Below are 19321 nucleotides of genomic sequence, written 5' to 3'. Positions count from 1 at the left end.
GCTTACCCTCCTATTCCCGTCACGATGGGTACGATTGTTTTCAAGGTCTGCTGGAGCGGATTTCCCAAAATAGCCGGATACACCCCGATCAGAATGATAAACCCGAGCAGGACAATCATCGGGATGACTTCCATCGGCTGTGCGTCTGCGAGTCGAGCAAAACGGTCCGGTGTCGGTCCGAAAGTCGTACGCAGAATCGCCCGCAGCAGGTAGACTGCCGTCAAGACGATACCCAACGCCCCCACTGCCGCCAGGACAGGAAGACTGCCGAACAAGCCCAAAAAGGCAAAGAATTCGCTGATAAAGCCAGACATCCCCGGCAAGCCCAACGACGCCATCCCGCCGGCCAGCAAAATGCCGCTGACAAATGGCATCGATTTCGCCAAACCGCCCAATTCATCGATCATGGAGGTTTGTGTGCGATCCCAGATGACGCCGATCAGGAAGAAGAGCAGCGCGGAGATAAAGCCATGCGAGACGATCTGGAACATCGCTCCTTGGAAGCCGATCGTGTTCATCGCCGCCAATCCGAGCAGGACAATCCCCATATGGCTGATACTGGAGTAAGCCAGGACCATTTTCAAATCCTTTTGGACAAACGCGAGCACAGCTCCGTACAGGATGTTGATAATCCCCAGCACCGCCAGCCAAGTGGAGAACTGGTACGCCTGTTCAGGGAAGAATCCGATTCCCATCCGCAATACGCCGTATGCCCCCATCTTCAGCAAAATACCGGAGTGGATCATGACGATGGACGGCGGCGCTTGCACGTGGACCTTCAGCATCCAGGTATGGAACGGAAAGACTGGCAGCTTGATCGCAAATGCAATGAACAAGGCCAAAAACAGTCCATAGCGCAGAGCTGGCGAGAGAGCCGACGCGATCGGATGCTGTGGTGTCGAGAAGATGGTTGCGATCTGCTCCATATTCATCGTCTGTGTCACGAGATAGATGACGATAAAGGCCAGCAGCATGATGCCGGAGCCGATTCCGTTGTAGAGCAAGAATTTGTTCGCCGCTTTTTCCCTTTCCCCATATCCCCAAATTCCGACCAAGAAGAACATCGGCACGAGAGTCATCTCGAAGAATATGAAGAACAGAAAGAGGTTGTCTGCAGCAAAAACTCCCAACATCCCAATGAAGAGCACATGGAACAGGATGAAAAATTCTTTTAACCGTTTCTTGACCTGCCAAGAAGCCACAGCAGCTAGCACACCGATAATCGCCGTCAGTACGAGCAACGGCATCGAGATACCGTCTACCCCGAGCTCATAATTGATCTCCAGTGAGTAGACACTTCCAGCTGGATCCTGGGAGATCGGAATAGAAATCCAGTCATGCTTTTCTACAAATTGCAGATTGGCCGACCCGTAATTGAAAGAGGCGAACAAAAACAGCGACAAGATCAGCGGGAGCAAGGTGCCCAGGACCCCCACTTTTTTGATCGCTCCTCCCTGGTGATTCGGAATGAACGCCAGAATCAGGATCGCCAGTACAGGTGAAAAGACAAGCGATGACAAGAGGAGATTATTGACCTGATCCAAAGAACCCACCCCCTTGTACCGTCAAGCTGATGGCGATGATCAGCACCAGAAGGCCAAACAACACCATTGTTCCATATGATTGAATCTGTCCGTTTTGCGCTTTCGTGTGGAGAGCGCCGATTCCGTTCGTGATTTTGGCTGTCAGTCCCACCAGTCCATCGACGACGTACTTGTCAAAAGCGTTCAGGATGAAGCCAATCCATCCGAGCGGACGAACAATCACTGCATGATAAAGCTCATCTACGTAATACTTGCGATAGGATAGCTGATACAGCCACGGCAAGGTCTCCGGGATCGTATCTGCCGGGATTTTTTTCTTGACGTACATCAGATAAGCCAGCACGATGCCCAGTACGGAAATCAGCAGAGCAACCACTTGCAGCCAGGAAGCGGCGTGCGCTACCTCATCTCCAAAGATGTGGCTGATCGCATTCCCGGTATCGGAGGCGAGCAGCCAATCCGATAAGAGCGGTGCGTACGGGGTGTTGATAAAGCCTGCGACAATCGCCAGCAGCGCGAGAATGAGCAAAGGCCCGGTCATTACAGCTGGCGATTCATGCGGCTGATGTTTTCCCCGCGCTTCCCCCGCGAAGGTCAGGAAGAACAGACGGAACATATAGAAAGCCGTGAAAAATGCCGCCAGCAGCGCGATGAACAAAAGATCGAAGCGATGCGCGCCATAGACCGCGCCAAGGATCGCCTCTTTGGACCAGAAGCCCGCAAACGGAAAGATACCGGCGATCGCCAGGCAGCCAATCAAGAAGGTTAAAGCTGTGATTGGCATCTTCTTCCATAAGCCGCCCATCTCAAACACATTCTGCGTATGTACCGCATGGATGACGCTTCCTGCTCCCAGGAAGAGCAACGCTTTAAAGAAAGCGTGGGTCATCAGATGGAAAGAGCCTGCTACATAGCCTGCTGCTCCAGCAACCCCCAGAGCCAGCATCATATACCCGAGCTGACTTACCGTCGAATAAGCCAAAACCCGTTTGATATCCGTCTGGGTCAGACCGATCGATGCAGCAAAAATCGCGGTAAACCCGCCGACGTACGCGACTACCGTCAACGCGGTATCCGAGGCGATGAACAGCGGATACGTAGCCGCGACAAGATACACCCCGGCAGCGACCATCGTCGCCGCGTGGATCAGAGCAGATACCGGTGTCGGACCTTCCATCGCGTCTGGCAACCAGGTGTGGAGCGGAAATTGACCTGATTTTCCGACAGCTCCGACGAAGATCAAAATCGCTGCCAGCGTAATCATCCAGGGTTCGAGCTTGCCGAGTGCGACACTGTCAAAGATTTGCGTGTATTCAAAGCTTCCTGTCCACCAGAATAACAGACAGATTGCGATGAAAAGGCCCAGGTCTCCAATGCGGGTGACGATGAAAGCCTTTTTTGCCGCTGCCTTCGCTTCCTTTTTGAAATAGTAGTAACCCACCAGCAAAAAGGAGCAGACTCCGACCAGTTCCCAGAAAATGTATACCTGCAGCAGATTGGGCGAAAGCACCAGCCCGAGCATGGAAAAGGTAAACAGGGCCAGATACTGGTAGAACACAGGGAAGCGTTCGTCCCCTTGCATGTAGCCTTTGGAGTAGATTTGCACCAACAGGCTCACCAGCGTCACGATCACGAGCATCATGGCATTCAGTTGATTGACTTCGAATCCCATGCTGATCACGATGTCTCCGACCTGCAGCCAGCTTACGTTGAATTTGAAGTTAGATGCCCCGTCCTGGAATCTCTCCCAAAACGTCAACAGCGCTATCCCGAATGAGATCCCCGTCAGCAAAATGCCGACCAGGGCTGCCCCTTCTTTCAGTTGGCGACCAAATGAAACGATCACGATGAAAGCAAGAAGCGGAAACAGAGGGATGAGCCAGGCGTAATGCAATAGAGTATCCATCTTTGTCCTCCTTATCAGGTCTCCATCTTATCGTTTCATCTGGTCCATCTCATCTACGTTGACCGTTTCCTTGTTCCGGTACAAGGCGATCAGGATCGCCAGACCGACCGCCACTTCCGCTGCGGCAACGGTCATGGTAAACAAGGTAAAGATCTGGCCTGTCACCCCGGGATGCAATCCGAACTTGGAGAAAGCCACCAGATTGATATTCACGGCATTCAGCATCAATTCAATCGAAATCAGTACGATCACGGCATTGCGTTTTGTCAGAGCTCCGTACAGGCCCACGCAGAACAGGATCAACGCCACCATCAAATAGGAGGAAATGCTCACCATCATTGCTGATCCCCCTCCTTTTTCGCCATGATGATCGCTCCGACCAGACAAACCAACAGCAGCACAGACAATAATTCGAACGGAATCACGTACTTGGTGAATACTTCAATCCCGATCTCCTTGGCATTGTTCATCGACTGCTCGGCTGCCTGTTGTGCCGGCGCTTGCCACGGCGCATTTTGGATGCCCCAGAAAAGCAGACCGAACAAAGCGGCCACAAACACGAGGACAAAACGATTTTTCCACGTGTTCCCTGTCCCTTCGTCATTGGCATCGTGCTTGGTCAACATGATTCCAAAGAGCATCAGAATCGAGATCGCACCCGAATATACGAGGATTTGCGATACACCGACGAACTCAGCGCCAAGCAGAACAAAATGGCCAGCGATGCTGATAAAGGTGATTCCGAGTGAAATGACCATGTGAACTACACGGGTAAAGCTGATCATAAACACAGCGCCGCCAATCGTCAGCAGAGAAAGGATAAAAAAGGCTATAAATTCGCCGCTCATTTAGTTCTCCTCCCTGACGTTGGTATTGTTGTCGTCCAGCCATTTCAGGTCCTTGTACAACTCATCCCTGCTATAGGCTGCCAGCTCGAAATTATTCGTCATGACAATCGCTTCTGTCGGACAAACCTCTGTGCACAAATCGCACAAAATGCAAATCTCGAAATTGATATCGTAGGTGTCGATAATCTTCCCTTTCTTCTCCGGGTCCGGATGAGGCTTCCCTGTCAGCTGGATGCACTCTGTCGGACATACACGTGCGCATTGATTGCAGACGATGCATTTTTCCGGGGAAAAGTGCTGGATGCCACGGAAGCGCGGCGGCATCGGGAAGGGTACATCGGGATAGAAATGGGTTACTTTTTTCTCCGTCAGCTTCTTAAAGGTATACCCCAGGCCTTTGGCCAATCCTAGCATGTATGTCACCCCTCAGGATTTGAGAACTTGGCTGTGCCCCATCAAGCAGAGCGTTGCCTGCATATGGTACGACGATGTCGCTTGTCTCTCACCTCTTAGAACATCCCTTGCTGGTACGAGACAATCACGGCTGTAAGCAAGATATTCACCAGCGCCACTGGCAACAGCACTTTCCAGGCAAATGACATCAGTGTATCGGCACGCATCCGCGGCATCGTGGCGCGCAACCAAAACTGGAGAAAGACATAAGCCGAAAATTTCAAGACGAACCAGACGATCCCCGGAATGAAGTCCAATGCAGGAATAATCGGCAGCCAGCCGCCCAAAAAGAGGACCGTAATCAACGTTGCCATCCCGAACATGTAGACGTATTCCGCCAGCATGAACATCGCGAAACGGAAGCCGGAGTATTCCACGTGATAGCCGGAGACGAGTTCAGACTCTGCTTCCGGCAAGTCGAATGGCGTTCGGTTCAGCTCAGCCTGCGCTGCGATAATAAAGACGGCAAACCCGAGAAACTGCGGAATGATATTCCACAAATCCCTCTGCGCCTCTACGATCTCTCGCAGATTCATACTGCCCGTCAGCAATACGACCCCGACAACAGACATGACCAGCGGGACTTCATAGCTGATCATCTGGGCTGCAGAACGCAAGCCGCCGATCAGCGAGTATTTGTTATTCGAGGCCCAGCCTGCGGTAATCACACCGAGAACAGTAATACCCGACAACGCGATGTAATAGAGAAGCCCGATGCCCAGATCCGCGAATTGGATGCTCTCCGTAAAAGGCATGACCGCCAGCACACCGAACGCAGGTGCATAGGCCAGAATCGGAGCCAGGGTAAACAGGGCTCTGTCCGCGTTTTTGGGGCGTGTATCTTCTTTTATAAGGAGCTTGGTTACGTCCGCTACAGTCTGCAAAAGGCCAAGTGGGCCGACTCGGTTGGGACCGATCCGCAGCTGCATCCAGCCGATTACTTTGCGCTCAAAATAGATGGCGTAGGTGACGAAGCCGAGCAAAATGACCAGCAAGACGACTGCCGCCAGAATGAACCAAAGCGTATTCCCCAATGAGGGAGCCTGCTGCAAAAGTTCGCTCATTAACAGTCAACCTCCCCGAGTACGATGTCGATGCTGCCCAGGATGGCAATCATGTTGGAGATGCTTTCTCCCTCCAACAGTTTGGGCAGAATCTGCAGGTTAGTAAAGGATGGACGGCGGAACTTCAATCGCCACGGCTTATCCTTGCCCTGGCTGGCGATGTAGCAGCCGATTTCTCCGCGTGGGGATTCGATTCGCACGTAGGTCTCACCAGCAGGCGGACGAATGACGCGCGGCACTTTTCCGATGACTTCCCCGTCGCTCGGGAATTGCTCCAATGCCTGCTCCAGGATGCGCAAGGACTGCACGATCTCTTCCATCCGCAAATGGTATCGTGTTGTGCAATCTCCATCCGTCCCAGTCGGTACGTCAAAGTCAAAACGGTCATAAATGCAGTATGGCTCGTCTTTGCGCAGATCCCATTTTACACCGGTAGAGCGCAGCATAACACCGGACAGTGAGTAGTCGAGTGCTGTTTTTTGATCAAATTTGCCAATGCCCTTAATGCGGCTGAGAAAAATTTCATTCCCGGTGACTAGCTGATGGTAGCTGGGAAGCTCTTTCTTCATGTAGGCGACGAAATCCTTGACCTTTTCGATCCAACCATCAGGGGCGTCCCATTTCACTCCGCCGATACGCATGTAGTTGAACGTCATGCGTGCTCCACACAGTTCATTGAACAAATCGAGAATTTTCTCCCGATCGCGGAAGGCATACAGGAAAGGTCCCATCGCCCCCAAGTCGAGCAAAAACGTGCCCCACCAGACCAGGTGACTGGCGACGCGGTTCAATTCCATGGCAATGAGGCGAAGATACTGGGCACGCTCGGGAATCTCCAATCCCATCATGGTTTCCACAGCATGGCACAATACATAGTTGTTCGTCATCGCTGAGACGTAGTCCATCCGGTCTGTATACGGGATGATTTGCGTGTAAGTGAGATTCTCTGCCAGTTTTTCTGTACCCCTGTGGAGGTAGCCCATGACAGGGATGGCTTCCTTGATCGTCTCCCCGTCGATTTTGACAACCAAACGAAAAACGCCGTGCGTACTGGGATGCTGAGGGCCGACGTTCAAGAGCATCTCTTCGGTTCGAATGCCGGTTTCGGAAGAGGTCTCTGCATGTGTGGTGAGGATGTTCTGGTTCATCTGCTACACCTCCTCGTCGTATTGCACGTAATCCTTGCGCAGCGGATGTCCTACCCAGTCATCAGGCAGCAATATCCGACGCAAATCGCCATGTCCCGGGAAATAAATCCCCAAGAGATCGTATGTTTCCCGTTCGTTCCAGTTGGCACCGCTCCAAATATCCATGACGGATGCGACGCTTGACTGTTCTCGTCCTGTTTTGACTTTTACTGCCAAACTTTGACGGTTTTTATAAGAGTAAAAGTGATAATAGACCTCAAGTCGATCTTCGTAATCGACGCCGTGCAAATCGGAAAGATAATCGAAGGCCAACTGTTCATCTTCCTTCAAGAACAGGGCTACGTCGTGCCAGCGTTCATTTTGGATCACCAAGGTAGGTACTTCCTTGGCCAATTCATTAATATAAGAAGCTTCAATCACTTCTGCGCCAAATGCCTCTTTGATGCGTGCTACGTATTTATCCAGATAAGGCTGGTTCTTAGACGGCTCTTTTGGCTGACTCTCATCAGCTTCTGCCGCGCCTGCACCGCCAGCTTGGGCAGCCTTTGCTTTCGCTGCTGCCGCCGCTGCGGCTTTGGCCTTGGCTGCAGCTGCTGCTTTCGCCTTCGCGTCAGCGTCGTCTCCGCTATCACCGCCCTGCGCTGCGGCATCGCGTGCTGCCTTTGCTTTTGCCGCGGCTGCGGCTGCTGCCTTCGCTTTGGCTGCTGCCGCCGCTTTTGCTTGTGTCTCGGCATCTCCACCTGCAGCATCAGCACCTTGCTCTGCGGCTTCTTTTGCTTCCTTCGCTGCTTTCGCTTTGGCGAGTGCTTCGGCTGCCGCCGCTTTTTTCGCTGCTGCCTTTTCTTCCGGTGTCATTTCCGAAATGGGCTTGCTTGCGGCTGAAGTCGGGGCTTCCGCCTGCGACTCGGCTTCCTTCGCCGCTTTCGCCTTGGCAATCGCTTCGGCTGCTGCTGCTTTTTTCGCCGCCGCCTTTTCCTCCGGCGTCATTTCAGAGACGGGCTTGCTTGCGGCTGGGGTCGGGGCTTCTGCCTGCGACTCAGCCTCCTTCGCCGCTTTCGCCTTGGCAATCGCTTCGGCGGCTGCTGCTTTTTTCGCCGCTGCCTTTTCCTCCGGCGTCATTTCAGAGACGGGCTTGCTTGCGGCTGGGGTCGGGGCTTCCGCCTGCGACTCGGCCTCCTTCGCCGCTTTCGCCTTGGCAATCGCTTCCGCTGCTGCTGCTTTTTTCGCCGCTGCCTTTTCTTCCGGCGTCATTTCGGAGAAGGACTTGCTTTCGCTTGAAGACGGAGTATCGGCAGAAGTTTGGGCAGGGGCTTCGACTTCAGCTTCTGCTTTTGCCGCAGCCTCTTTTGCTTCTTTTGCGGCCTTTGCCTTTGCCATCGCTTCTGCGGCCGCCTTCGCTTTTTCCTCCGGCGTCGGTTTGCGATTCTCGTCCGTCATAGACTGGTCACCTGCTTTCCAGTCTTCGCTTCATAGCGAATTTTTTCTTGCAGTTTGTTTATTCCATAAATTAAAGCGGCCGGATTCGGTGGGCACCCTGGGATGTAGACATCTACGGGAACAACCTGATCTACGCCTTTCACCACACTGTAGGAGCGCACATAAGGCCCTCCGGCAGTCGCACAGGAGCCCATCGCAATAACCCACTTGGGCTCGGGCATTTGATCATACAATCTACGCAGCAATGGAGCCATCTTCTTCGTAACCGTACCGGCCACGATCATCACATCGGACTGGCGCGGAGATGCACGGAAAATGACGCCAAAACGGTCCAGGTCATAACGCGCACCGCCAGCTCCCATCATCTCAATCGCGCAACAAGCCAAACCAAAAGTTAAAGGCCAGAGCGAATTGCTTCGCACCCAACCCTTTACCGTTTCCAGTGTTGTAAACATTACATTTCGATTCAACTCTTCTTGCAGTTCAGGCGCAATGCTCGTCAGATCTAGTTCCATTCCAGCACCTTCTTTCTCCATGCGTAAATCAATCCAACTACCAGGAGGGTGATAAAGATCGCCATCTCCACCAGCGCGAACAGGCCTAACTCCTTGTACGCGACTGCCCACGGATAGAGAAAGAGCGTCTCTACATCAAAAATAACGAACATCAGGGCGAAGATGTAATACTTTACGTTGAAACGTACCCAACTGTCACCAACTGGAATGTTACCGCTTTCATAAGTTGTTTGCTTTTCTGCAGTTGGTTTTTTCGGGCGTAACAGCGGACCAACGATACTTACAGTAGCCACGGGCAACAACACACCAAGAATCAAAAAAATGGCGACAATGACATAATTGTTGGTATAGATGTCCATTACCCACGTTCCCTTCTGCACTTCATGATAATAAACTGTTTTTTCTGGCTTTTGAAAGGAGATTGCTTCCTTTCTGTTACAAAAAATACCTTTATCATTATAGCAAATCAACCAGAGGGTGTCTAACGAAAGCCTTCCATTTCCTCCATATAACGGAAAAAACCCAGGGAAAATATCCCCAGGCATTCCACGTGCAAAAGTTTATTGCAAATTTTTTCCGGTATATTGCTGACCCAGAAAGTCTTCGTACACACGCTCCCAAACAACGGTGAAGGACATTTTTTCATCCTCAGGAATGTCCAGCATGTTGTCGATCGGCTCTTCCAGGTACGGTGTCAATTTGATCAGAACTTCAGCCAGCATTTCGTCATTCGTATTCAGCATCGCCTTCAGATCGGCTTTGGAGTAGCTGAATGAGTTCTCTTCCTGCTCATGCAACTGCATGACGAGTTTGCTGAACATGGGGTGAACCAGGGCTTCCAGCTTCACGTAAGACAGAGCCAGTTGTTCGGCTTCCGTCAATTTGAACAGCCCCGTCACATCCGGGAAAGGATATACTGGAATGTCCCATACATCGCCTTTGTCGAGCAACAATCCCCATTTGGAGAAGAGCTGAATCGCTTCTTCCCGAGAATTGGGGTACTCATAGTTTGAACGCTGGAAGAAAGCCTTGTGCTTGTTCAACAATTTCACATAGCCTTCAAAATCCTGCTCGGATTTAAACATATCAACTGTCGGTGTGGCAAAAGTGCCTTCCAGTGCTTTGAGTTCACCCAATGCCTGTTCCATCTCAGCCTTGGTTTCGTACTTGGTCACGACATAACAAAAGGCTTGAAACAAGACGTTCATTTCATGCGGCAACACGTCGGCCCAGCCATTTGCCTTAAAGCCGCTTGGAATGACAATCCCCTCATTGTTATGACGAATATCGCGAACAGTTTGCATCCATTACACTCTCCTTTATTCCCAACCGTCCATCCCGCAGCGCGTAGCTTATGAAAAAAAGTCAACCGGCAGGGCATTAGGTTTATTATACACGGAAACAAGATCGAATTACCAACTGCAAATATCATACCCGTAAAGCTGGTCTGCTCATGCATGTTTCCACTTTACAGGAAAAATCCCCGCAACCACAATGGCGCGGGGATACCGGCTTACTTCGTCACGTCCAGGCGTGCAAGAGCACGCTGCAGTGCACGTTCAGCACGTTCAAAATCAATTTCCGGATATTTTTCTGCCAAGCGTTTTTCGGCACGCTCTTTGGCAGCCTTGGCACGCTCGACGTCAATATCACCTGGCAATTCAGCCGTTTCAGCGAGGATGGTTACTTTGTCGCCGCGCACTTCCATGAAGCCGCCGCTAACTGCCATCCGCAAAGTCTGATCGCCTTCAACCTTAATTTGAACAGGCGCTGTTTTCAACGGGGTCACCATTGGCATATGGTTCGGCAAAATACCGAGATCCCCTTGAACGCCGCGGGCAATAACCATTTGGGCTTGACCGCTGTAGACAACCCGTTCCGGAGTTACGACTTCAACTGTCATCTTGCTCACTTAGTGATCTCCCCTTTCCAGGGTGTCTTACGCCATAGACTTTGCTTTTTCTACCGCTTCTTCGATCGTACCTACATACAGGAATGCACCCTCTGGAAGATGGTCGTGTTTGCCTTCGAGGATTTCCTTGAAGCTGCGAACCGTATCTTTCAAAGGTACATACTGACCTGGGTTACCCGTAAACTGCTCGGCAACGTGGAAGGATTGGGAGAGGAAACGTTGAATGCGGCGAGCGCGTCCAACAACTTGTTTGTCCTCGTCGCTCAACTCGTCCATACCCAAAATTGCGATGATATCTTGCAGCTCTTTGTAGCGTTGCAGGATTTTTTGTACGCCACGTGCTACGTCGTAGTGTTCTTGACCTACAACGTCTGGAGACAGCGCACGGGAAGTCGACGCCAGCGGGTCAACCGCAGGGAAGATCCCCAGCTCAGCGATGGAACGCTCCAGGTTTGTTGTCGCGTCCAAGTGAGCAAACGTCGTAGCAGGAGCCGGGTCAGTATAGTCATCCGCTGGTACGTAGATCGCTTGAATGGACGTTACGGAACCTTTTTTGGTGGAAGTAATACGCTCTTGCAATTGGCCCATTTCGGTAGCCAGGGTTGGTTGGTAACCTACCGCAGATGGCATACGGCCCAAGAGAGCGGATACTTCAGAACCCGCTTGAGTAAAGCGGAAGATGTTGTCGATAAACAGCAACACGTCACGGCCTTCTTCATCACGGAAATACTCCGCCATAGTCAGACCGGTCAATGCTACACGAAGACGAGCGCCAGGCGGTTCGTTCATTTGACCGAATACCATCGCGGTCTTCGGCAAAACGCCTGCGTCTTTCATCTCATGGTACAAGTCGTTCCCTTCACGGGTACGCTCACCTACACCGGCAAATACGGAGATACCGCCGTGCTCTTGCGCGATGTTGTTGATCAGCTCTTGAATGGTTACGGTTTTACCTACACCCGCACCACCGAACAGACCAATTTTACCACCCTTGATGTACGGAGCCAGCAAGTCAATAACCTTGATCCCTGTTTCCAGGATTTCAACATTTGTCGCTTGGTCTACGAACTCAGGGGCTTTGCGGTGAATGGGGTCACGACGTTCTACGTTGTCCAATTCTTGCAGGTCGATTGGTTCACCCAATACGTTAAATACGCGTCCGAGGGTAACAGCACCCACTGGAACGGAGATAGCTGCACCAGTATCAACAGCTTCCATACCGCGAACCAAACCATCGGTGGAAGACATTGCTACGGTACGAACCATGTTGTCACCCAGGTGAGTCGCAACCTCAACGGTCAAATCGATGTCGCGCTCTCCAGCACTTTGTGCTTTATGTTGGATTTTGATCGCATTGTAAATGGCAGGCAGGTGTCCGCGGTCGAACTCGATGTCAACAACCGGACCCATTACCTGAACCACGCGTCCATTCGCCATGTTACTTTTTCCCTCCTGTAAAGCTAAATTGGGAGCTATTCGCTGCCATTACGCCTGTGCGTTGGCACCTGCGACGATCTCGGAAATCTCTTGTGTAATGGCTGCCTGACGAGCACGGTTGTACTGCAACGTGTAACGGTTGATCATATCCGTCGCATTGTCTGTCGCGTTGCCCATCGCAGTCATACGAGAACCTTCTTCGGAAGCCTTCGCTTCCAGCAGCGCACTATACACCAGTGTTTCTGCATATTTCGGCAGCAGGTTCGCCAGTACTTCTTCCGAGGACGGCTCATACTCGTAATTCATTGCGCGGTTGTTGTTGCTCTCGGGAGCTTCCAACGGCAGCAATTGCTTTACGGTAGGTGTCTGCGAAATTGCACTATGGAACTTGTTGTAGCACAGGTACAGTTCATCGATTTGTTCGTTCGCGAACATCGCAACCGCCGCACTGGCAATCGTTTTGATGTCGGAAAAGGATGGGCTTGCCGGAAAGCCTGTAGCCTCTTCCAATACTGGATAGTTGCGTTTGCGGAAAAAGTCGCTGCCTTTTCGACCGATCACAAAAATGCCGTACTCGTCCTTGGACTTGTGCTTTTCTGCGATCTTGTTGATCACGGCGCGAAGCATGTTGGCGTTGTAGCCACCAGCCAGACCACGGTCGGAAGTGATGACGATGTAACCAGTCTTTTTCACAGGGCGGGACTGAAGCATTGGATGCTTGGAGCCAGAGGTTCCGCTCGCAATGCTTGCAATCACTTCCTGGATTTTGTCAGCATAAGGACGTGCTGCCTCAGCCTTCTCCTGGTTGCGACGGAGCTTCGCTGCCGCCACCATTTTCATCGCTTTCGTGATTTGGCGCATGTTTTTCGTACTTTTGATTTTGCTGCGAACCTCACGTATTCCTTTAGCCACTCGTTCTCACCACCTTGAGGACGCACGCCCGGGCGAGGTGCCCGGCATGCATCTGATGTCTATCAGGTAAACGATTAGCGCGTTACCGAAAAGCCTTTTTTGAACTGTTCGATCGCCGCATTAAATTCTTTTTCATCTGGAAGATCTTTTGTCGTACGGATATGCTCCAACAATTGCGGTGCGTTGGATTCCAGGTAAGACAGAAGCTCTTTCTCAAAGCGGCCTACGTCTGCAACTGGAATATCGTCGAGGAAACCTCTTGTTGCTGTATAAATAGAAGCCACTTGCTTCTCAACAGGCATAGGATCGAACTGACCTTGCTTCATGATTTCCATCAAGCGCTCACCACGAGTCAAACGGGCTTGAGTCGCCTTATCCAGGTCGGAACCGAACTGCGCAAATGCGGCCAACTCACGGTATTGAGCCAGCTCGAGCTTGAGCGGACCTGCAACCTTTTTCATCGCCTTGATTTGCGCCGAACCACCTACACGGGATACGGAAAGACCAGTGTTTACCGCTGGACGTTGACCTGCGTTGAACAGGTCTGTCTCCAGGAAGATCTGACCGTCTGTGATGGAGATCACGTTGGTTGGAATGTATGCGGAGATATCGCCCGCTTGTGTCTCAATAAATGGAAGAGCCGTAATGGATCCGCCACCCAAATCATCGGAGAGCTTCGCTGCGCGCTCCAACAGACGGGAGTGCAGGTAGAATACGTCACCAGGATACGCTTCACGGCCTGGAGGACGACGGAGCAACAGGGACATCTCACGGTATGCGGCAGCCTGTTTGGACAGGTCATCGTATACGCAGAGGACGTGTTGTCCTTTGTACATGAAGTATTCACCCATGGTTACACCGGTATATGGCGCCAGGTACAGCATCGGAGCTGGGTCAGAAGCTGTAGCGGATACGACGATGGTGTATTCCAGAGCGCCTGCTTTACGCAGGGTTTCTACGATGTTGGCAACAGTGGATTGCTTTTGACCGATTGCCACGTAGATACAAATCATGTTTTGGCCTTTTTGGTTGATGATGGTGTCCAGCGCTACCGCTGTTTTACCCGTTTGACGGTCACCAATGATCAACTCACGCTGTCCGCGGCCAACTGGGATCATCGCGTCAATCGCTTTGATACCTGTTTGCAGTGGCTCATGTACGGATTTACGTGCCATTACGCCAGGAGCAGGACTTTCGATAGGACGGTATCCGTCGTTGGCGATCGGTCCTTGACCGTCGATTGGTTGTCCCAATGGGTTCACGACGCGGCCAAGCATTGCTTCACCAACAGGAACCTCCATTACGCGTCCTGTACGTTTTACCGTGTCGCCCTCCTTAATATCGCGGAAAGGCCCCATGATAACCGCACCTACGTTGTCTTCCTCCAAGTTGAGTACCATACCCATTACGCCATTTTGGAACTCGAGAAGCTCCCCTTGCATGGCTTTTTCCAAACCGTGAATGCGGGCGATACCGTCACCTACCTGGATGACTGTGCCTACATCCACAACTTCGATTTCAGATTTAAAATTAGCGATCCGCTCTTTGATGAGGGAGCTAATCTCTTCTGGTCTGATTGCACTCACTACATTCACCCCATTCATCCAACTTCTTAGTAGAGGTACTGACTTCCCTACGCTTTTTGTGCAAAGGTTTCGAGCTTGGTCTTCAGGCTGCCGTCATAGAGTCTGTCACCAATCTTGATGATGATGCCTCCCAGGATCGACGGATCTACCACTGCAGTCAGACGAAGCTTTTTATGCAATGTATGTCCGAATTTCTCTGCCAACTCTGACTGTTCTTCGGCAGTAAGCGGCTTGGCACTGGTTACGACTGCCTCCGCAATACCGCGCGCGTCGTTTGCCAATTTGACAAAAGAACGATAGATCTCAACCAGTTGCATTTCCCGTCCGCTTTCAATCAGGACGTTCAGGAAGTTGAAGGTCTCTTCTTCCACGTGGCTTTTGAACAGGTCATCGATCAGTGATTTCTTGGCAGGCACCGCAATATGCGGGTGCATAAAAATCTTGGAGAGATCTTCGCTTTGTTCTACCGCTTGCACAATTGCTACAAGATCTGCTTCCACCTGATCGATTTTCCCACGTTCGCTCGCCACATCAAACAAGGCACGAGCGTAACGCTTCCCTACCGCGCTGCTCATAAGCGATCTCCCACTTGTGCGAGAAACTTGTCAACGGTAGTTTTTTGTGCTGCTTCATCCAGTTCTTTCTCGATGATCTTGGAAGCCAAGAGTACAGAAATGCTAGCTACTTCATCACGCAGCTCAGCTTTGGCTTTCGCAACTTCGCGAGCCAGCTCAGCGCTTGCGTTTGCTTTCATGCTTTCCGTAGCAGCTTGTGCTTCAGCAATGATTTTCGCTGCTTCGTCAGACGCTTGCTTGGTAGCACGGTCAATGATTGCTTTCGACTCGGAACGGGCCTCATCCAGCATGCGGCGTTGTTCCGCCAGCAGATTTTCCGATTCCTTACGGTTGCGCTCTGCAGTCGCCAGTTCGTTTTCAACATGGAGACGGCGCTTTTCCAATACCTTCGCGATTGGTCCTGTTGCATATTTGGATACAACAATCAAAAGCAAGAGGAAAATGATCACTTGGAATAGCAATGTGCCCCATTCCAGAGTTACTGTCCCAAACTCTAACACTTTCGTTCACTCCTTCCTGAGAAACAGGAGATATAGGCATCGGGTAGAAGCACCCGGAAAATACCTTACAAAAGAGAGGCGAAGGTCAAGCCTCCGCCTATTTCATGCTGTTCAACTGTACCTTACAGGCGGCCCATCAGGATGAAACCAACCGCTACAGCGATAATTGGAATCGCCTCGACAAGACCCATACCCAGGAACATGATACCCATCAGGTTACCACGTGCTTCAGGTTGACGAGCTACACCTTCGATTGTGCGGGAAATAACGTTACTTGCACCAAACGCGCCACCAAGAGCTGCCAATCCAAAAATAAGACCCATAGCAATAGCTACACCTAAAGTTTCCATGTTAAAAAAGACCTCCCTAAATTTGTATTGAAATAGAGTAGTGCTTAGTGTTCGTCATTGATGTGTTGCGAAATATAAACCATTGAAAGAGTCAAGAAAATAAACGCCTGAATCGCACCTACGAAGACAGAGTAACCGAGCCAGACAAACAATGGCGCAGCGGCTAGAAGTCCTCCGCTCAGCAGGAAGGCAATCATGATCTCTTTGGCAAAGAGGTTACCAAACAGACGCAGAGGCAATGTCAATGGTTTGATAATGAACTCTTCAAGAATGTGGATCGGGTTGAGAAAAGTGTGTTTAAACCACCCGCCCGGACTCTTCCGAATTCCGAGGTAGTGAGAGTAAAGCAAAACAACCAAAGCCAATCCAAATGTAACACTTGGTGTAGCAGTTGGAGATTTCCACCACGCAACGTGAATTCCGTGATCAGCGAGTTCGTGCTCGATTTTCTCACGCTTCTCAGCTGCAGCTTCTGGAGTTTCAGACACTGTCAGCATCTCCATAACTTTTTCGCTTACCTGACCTTTGTGCAATGTGGTTACATTGGCCATAACACCTAGTTGGTTTCCGATGAAAATGTAGAGAAACAGCGATAAACCAAGCGTCATCAGCATCATGGCTTTTTTGTAATCCATGTAGCCTGCGTTTACGTTTCTGACGAAGTCAAAAACCCACTCGACCGCGTTTTGCTTCCCACCTGGAACACCGGATTCTAGTTTGCGCGTCATGACAAACAAAAACACAAACACCAGTATAGCAGTAAGCACCGTCATGATCATCGTAGGGATGTCGAAAACCCAACCGCCTACATCAAATCGCAACGAATAATGTTCACTCATCTTTTCACCCCTTTCCATCAATAGATAGAGGTTGTCCGAAACATCCTGTCTTAGCACTGCTGTCGAACACTCTCTTGCGAACTCGTACTTCCAGAAATTTGTTTGTCAAATCTATTTGAAATTGCGGAATACGATTAAGTAAATGAGCCCTTGGATGAAAAAGAGTCCAAGCAAAACTCCGGAAAGCGTAAATAGGTGAGGAAATAAGAAAGTGAGATAAGCAGCCAGACCGGCAACCATAAACCGAAAAAACGTTCCTGTCCCCTTCGGTCGTACGGCTGGATCGTCTGCCATCAGACCGACTGTCCAGACTTTACCGGCAAGAACCATAACGTTCAGTATTCCGGCTCCTACTCCAAGCAGCAAGCTCTGCAGGAAGACCTTATGCTCTGGCAACACAACCATGAGGATCGCCAAGCCGGCCAATAAATAAAAAGAGTAACGAAAAGCTTTTTTAATCGCTAAAGCAAACGCTTCCATCGTCACCCCCTAAGATACGGGAGAATGAGTCGATAGACGGTATACGAACCAACAACAATCCCCGAAATCAGACCAACCAGTAAAAACCAAGGATCAGTCGCCAACAATCGATCCACATATCTGCCGAGCAAAAAACCGCCTACAACACATACGGCAAAGTCAACGCCAATCATACTGACAAGACCAATTGCTCGCCACATGCTTTCCGCTTTTCACGCTCCTCCCGTCATACGGAGAGGGCTATTTTCTCCGGAAGCCCTCATCCATATTAACGAAGATTTATTCCTTTTGTCAATCAGCGTCTTTTCCTGTACACAAAGCGTTCACATTTCTGCCGAAAATGGGTTTATTTGAGCTTTTCAACCACCGTCGCTACGCCTTGTCCGCCACCGATGCAAAGAGTCGCTAATCCATATTTTACCCCTTCACGCTTTTGCAATTCGTGGACCAGAGAAACCAGTATCCGCGCACCGCTCGCACCGATCGGATGACCCAAAGCAATCGCTCCGCCGTTCACATTCAGCTTGTCGCGATTTATCCCCAGCGCTTTGCCAACTGCGAGGGATTGTACCGCAAAAGCCTCGTTCGCCTCGATCAGATCCATTTGCTCAAGGGTCAGACCCGCTTTCGCAAGGACGCGCTCGGTCGCTGGCACAGGTCCGTAGCCCATGATGCTCGGATCGACCCCGGCGCTGGCATTGGCAATGATGCGGGCCAATGGCTTGACGCCCAGCTCATCCGCTTTTTCTCTGGACATGATCAAAAGAGCAGCTGCCCCGTCATTGATCCCCGAAGCGTTGCCTGCCGTTACGGTTCCATCCTTCTTGAATGCGGGCTTTAATTTGCCCAGCGCTTCCGCCGTTACGCCCGCACGCGGGAATTCATCGACGGCGAAGAGAATCGGATCGCCTTTTCGTTGCGGAATCGGAACCGGTACGATCTCATCCCGGAAGCGTCCGCTCTCCAATGCCTTCTGCGCCTTCTCCTGGCTCCATGCCGCGAATTCATCCTGCTCCTCGCGGCTGATTTCGTATTTGGTGCAGAGGTTTTCTGCCGTAATCCCCATATGATAGTCGTTGAACGCGCACCACAACCCATCGCGAATCATGGAATCTACTACCTTTTGGTCGCCCATCCGGTAGCCCGAGCGCGCGCCTTCCATCAGATAGGGCGCCTGACTCATGTTTTCCATGCCGCCCGCAAGTACGACATCCGAGTCTCCGCTGACAATCGCCTGCACCGCCAAATGGACGGCTTTCAGGCCGGAACCGCAAACCTTGTTGATCGTCATGGACGGAACCTCATGTGCCAAACCAGCACGTATAGAAGCTTGGCGCGCCGGATTTTGGCCCAGGCCAGCTTGCAGAACATTACCCATGATGACTTCATCTACAACGTCCTTGGATACCCCTGCACGTTCCAATGCTGCTTCCAGTACAATACCGCCCAACTGAGTAGCACTGACCCCTGCAAGCGATCCCTGAAAACTTCCAATGGCTGTGCGAACCGCACTTGCAATAACGATTTCCTTTTGACCCATCACGATTTCACTCCTCGCAACCTGTTAAGTTGTTTGCGCTTTCATAAGATTCCATCTTTCTTGGGCTATTCCTGCTTTTTCTTGTATGCCCAGCTAACGGCAATACGTCTATTCATAGTCATGGAATCTCGCTGACTTCAGCATACCATATGCCAGTTACAAAGCCAGATCGGTTTTATTCCGATCGAGCCCGAGTCAGGCTAAACGGGCTAGGAGTATTGTCCGTGATGAGCAAGGTGCCCCGACAAGCAGTAGATCTACCTGCGGGACACCCT

The 19321-nt window shown here is 51.1% G+C and carries 22 protein-coding genes; all 22 read right to left on the bottom strand.

Annotated features, from left to right (window positions below; translation table 11 throughout):
- Nucleotides 1-2: 2 nt before the first annotated feature.
- Complete coding sequence (locus T458_RS53925) at nt 3-1544, bottom strand: complex I subunit 4 family protein (RefSeq protein ID WP_023555215.1); 1542 nt, start codon at nt 1542-1544, stop codon at nt 3-5.
- Nucleotides 1528-3450, bottom strand: coding sequence for an NADH-quinone oxidoreductase subunit L (gene nuoL, locus T458_RS53920; protein WP_023555214.1), 1923 nt, complete (start codon nt 3448-3450; stop codon nt 1528-1530). Before nuoL ends, T458_RS53925 begins: the two co-directional genes overlap by 17 nt.
- A 27-nt stretch (nt 3451-3477) precedes the next feature.
- Nucleotides 3478-3789, bottom strand: coding sequence for an NADH-quinone oxidoreductase subunit NuoK (gene nuoK / locus T458_RS53915; RefSeq protein WP_023555213.1), 312 nt, complete (start codon nt 3787-3789; stop codon nt 3478-3480).
- Nucleotides 3786-4298 carry an NADH-quinone oxidoreductase subunit J gene (locus T458_RS53910; protein WP_023555212.1) on the bottom strand — a complete coding sequence of 171 codons (513 nt, stop codon included), beginning with the start codon at nt 4296-4298 and terminating at the stop codon, nt 3786-3788. Before T458_RS53910 ends, nuoK begins: the two co-directional genes overlap by 4 nt.
- Nucleotides 4299-4712, bottom strand: a complete 414-nt coding sequence (gene nuoI / locus T458_RS53905; protein ID WP_023555211.1) for an NADH-quinone oxidoreductase subunit NuoI — start codon at nt 4710-4712, stop codon at nt 4299-4301.
- A 95-nt stretch (nt 4713-4807) separates the two neighbouring features.
- A complete protein-coding gene (gene nuoH / locus T458_RS53900) occupies nt 4808-5815 on the bottom strand; it encodes an NADH-quinone oxidoreductase subunit NuoH (RefSeq protein ID WP_023555210.1) in 1008 nt (335 codons plus the stop codon).
- Nucleotides 5815-6963, bottom strand: a complete 1149-nt coding sequence (locus T458_RS53895) for an NADH-quinone oxidoreductase subunit D (RefSeq protein ID WP_023555209.1) — start codon at nt 6961-6963, stop codon at nt 5815-5817. The genes nuoH and T458_RS53895 overlap by 1 nt, the downstream gene beginning before the upstream one ends.
- A gap of 3 nt (nt 6964-6966) precedes the next feature.
- Entirely contained in the window at nt 6967-8214 is a 1248-nt protein-coding gene (locus T458_RS53890) for an NADH-quinone oxidoreductase subunit C (RefSeq protein ID WP_436967343.1), read from the bottom strand.
- A gap of 182 nt (nt 8215-8396) precedes the next feature.
- A complete protein-coding gene (locus T458_RS53885) occupies nt 8397-8915 on the bottom strand; it encodes a NuoB/complex I 20 kDa subunit family protein (RefSeq protein WP_023555207.1) in 519 nt (172 codons plus the stop codon).
- Nucleotides 8906-9274: an NADH-quinone oxidoreductase subunit A gene (locus T458_RS0129505; protein WP_031306286.1), complete on the bottom strand. Its 369-nt coding sequence runs from the start codon at nt 9272-9274 to the stop codon at nt 8906-8908. Before T458_RS0129505 ends, T458_RS53885 begins: the two co-directional genes overlap by 10 nt.
- 201 nt (nt 9275-9475) lie before the next feature.
- Nucleotides 9476-10219 carry a DUF6042 family protein gene (locus T458_RS53880; protein WP_023555205.1) on the bottom strand — a complete coding sequence of 248 codons (744 nt, stop codon included), beginning with the start codon at nt 10217-10219 and terminating at the stop codon, nt 9476-9478.
- Nucleotides 10220-10428: 209 nt separating this feature from the next.
- Complete coding sequence (locus T458_RS53875) at nt 10429-10827, bottom strand: F0F1 ATP synthase subunit epsilon (RefSeq protein ID WP_023555204.1); 399 nt, start codon at nt 10825-10827, stop codon at nt 10429-10431.
- A gap of 27 nt (nt 10828-10854) precedes the next feature.
- The gene (atpD, locus tag T458_RS53870) at nt 10855-12264 is read right to left on the bottom strand and encodes a F0F1 ATP synthase subunit beta (RefSeq protein WP_023555203.1); all 1410 of its coding nucleotides are present in this window, start codon (nt 12262-12264) and stop codon (nt 10855-10857) included.
- A gap of 48 nt (nt 12265-12312) precedes the next feature.
- Nucleotides 12313-13176 (bottom strand): ATP synthase F1 subunit gamma, encoded by an 864-nt coding sequence (atpG, locus tag T458_RS53865; RefSeq protein WP_023555202.1) that lies wholly within the window; start codon nt 13174-13176, stop codon nt 12313-12315.
- Between the two features lie 74 nt (nt 13177-13250).
- Nucleotides 13251-14762, bottom strand: a complete 1512-nt coding sequence (gene atpA, locus T458_RS53860; protein ID WP_023555201.1) for a F0F1 ATP synthase subunit alpha — start codon at nt 14760-14762, stop codon at nt 13251-13253.
- Nucleotides 14763-14809: 47 nt separating this feature from the next.
- A complete protein-coding gene (locus T458_RS53855; RefSeq protein ID WP_023555200.1) occupies nt 14810-15337 on the bottom strand; it encodes a F0F1 ATP synthase subunit delta in 528 nt (175 codons plus the stop codon).
- Nucleotides 15334-15837, bottom strand: a complete 504-nt coding sequence (gene atpF, locus T458_RS53850) for a F0F1 ATP synthase subunit B (protein ID WP_023555199.1) — start codon at nt 15835-15837, stop codon at nt 15334-15336. Before atpF ends, T458_RS53855 begins: the two co-directional genes overlap by 4 nt.
- 122 nt (nt 15838-15959) lie before the next feature.
- Complete coding sequence (gene atpE, locus T458_RS53845) at nt 15960-16187, bottom strand: F0F1 ATP synthase subunit C (protein ID WP_023555198.1); 228 nt, start codon at nt 16185-16187, stop codon at nt 15960-15962.
- Nucleotides 16188-16231: 44 nt separating this feature from the next.
- Entirely contained in the window at nt 16232-17026 is a 795-nt protein-coding gene (gene atpB / locus T458_RS53840) for a F0F1 ATP synthase subunit A (RefSeq protein WP_023555197.1), read from the bottom strand.
- A 111-nt stretch (nt 17027-17137) separates the two neighbouring features.
- Nucleotides 17138-17506: an ATP synthase subunit I gene (locus T458_RS53835; RefSeq protein WP_023555196.1), complete on the bottom strand. Its 369-nt coding sequence runs from the start codon at nt 17504-17506 to the stop codon at nt 17138-17140.
- Nucleotides 17507-17508: 2 nt separating this feature from the next.
- Nucleotides 17509-17706, bottom strand: a complete 198-nt coding sequence (locus tag T458_RS0129500) for an AtpZ/AtpI family protein (RefSeq protein ID WP_031306284.1) — start codon at nt 17704-17706, stop codon at nt 17509-17511.
- 146 nt (nt 17707-17852) lie between these two features.
- A complete protein-coding gene (locus tag T458_RS53830) occupies nt 17853-19046 on the bottom strand; it encodes an acetyl-CoA C-acetyltransferase (RefSeq protein ID WP_023555195.1) in 1194 nt (397 codons plus the stop codon).
- Nucleotides 19047-19321 lie beyond the last annotated feature (275 nt).

The organism is Brevibacillus panacihumi W25 (assembly GCF_000503775.1).
Classification (GTDB): domain Bacteria; phylum Bacillota; class Bacilli; order Brevibacillales; family Brevibacillaceae; genus Brevibacillus; species Brevibacillus panacihumi_A.
The sequence above is the reverse complement of the archived record's forward strand: the minus strand, read 5'-3'. Positions and strand labels throughout refer to the sequence as shown.